Annotated in this window: 2 protein-coding genes; both read left to right on the forward strand. The window is 44.5% G+C overall.

Going from position 1 to position 1,001, the window contains the following annotated elements:
* A partial coding sequence (locus A3766_RS24930; protein WP_082907216.1) for a DNA-directed RNA polymerase subunit beta occupies window positions 1-547 on the forward strand: 547 nt, incomplete at its 5' end.
* An 88-nt stretch (window positions 548-635) separates the two neighbouring features.
* Window positions 636-1,001, forward strand: a 366-nt coding sequence (locus A3766_RS24935; protein WP_156509120.1) for a hypothetical protein, incomplete at its 3' end; no start/stop codon positions are given.

Here is a 1,001-nt window from a genome sequence, read left to right on the forward strand (position 1 = left end):
GGATACCTTTAGTGATGAAGAGATTCTAGAGCTGGCACATAACCTTCGCGGTGGTGTTCCAATGGCGACTCCTGCTTTTGATGGTGCGAAAGAGTCTCAGATTAAAGAGCTTCTTCGTCTAGCCGGTCTTGATGATAGTGGTCAGGTTCAATTATATGATGGTCGTACTGGGGACTCTTTTGATCGTCCAGTTACCGTTGGCTATATGTATATCCTTAAGTTGAACCACTTGATTGATGACAAGATGCACGCTCGTTCTACGGGTTCATACAGCCTTGTTACTCAGCAGCCATTGGGCGGTAAAGCTCAGTTTGGTGGTCAGCGCTTCGGTGAGATGGAAGTATGGGCGCTAGAAGCTTACGGTGCTGCTTATACGCTACAGGAAATGCTTACGGTTAAATCTGATGATGTTAACGGCCGTACCAAGATGTATAAGAACATCGTTGATGGTGATCACCGTATGGAGCCTGGCATGCCAGAATCATTCAACGTACTTGTTAAAGAAATTCGCTCGCTTGGTATTGATATCGAGCTGGAATCAGAGTAGTTCGCAAGTCAATACAAACAATTACGCGGAGGCGAGCGCTTCTAGATGAAGCGTTCGCGGATAGATAACTCCAATTGGAGCAAAACCGATGAAAGATTTATTAAACCTATTAAAAAACCAAAATCAAACTCAGGAATTCGACTCAATTCGTATTGGCTTGTCGTCTCCAGAAATGATCCGATCTTGGTCATACGGTGAAGTTAAGAAGCCAGAAACGATTAACTATCGTACATTCAAGCCAGAGCGTGATGGCTTATTTTGTGCCAAAATTTTCGGTCCTATCAAGGACTATGAGTGCTTGTGTGGTAAGTACAAGCGCCTTAAGCATCGTGGTGTAATTTGTGAGAAGTGTGGTGTAGAAGTTGCGCTTGCTAACGTAAGACGTGACCGTATGGCTCATATCGAACTAGCTAGCCCAGTTGCTCACATCTGGTTTTTGAAGTCTTTGCCGTCA

The sequence above is a fragment of the Oleiphilus sp. HI0132 genome (assembly GCF_001635845.1).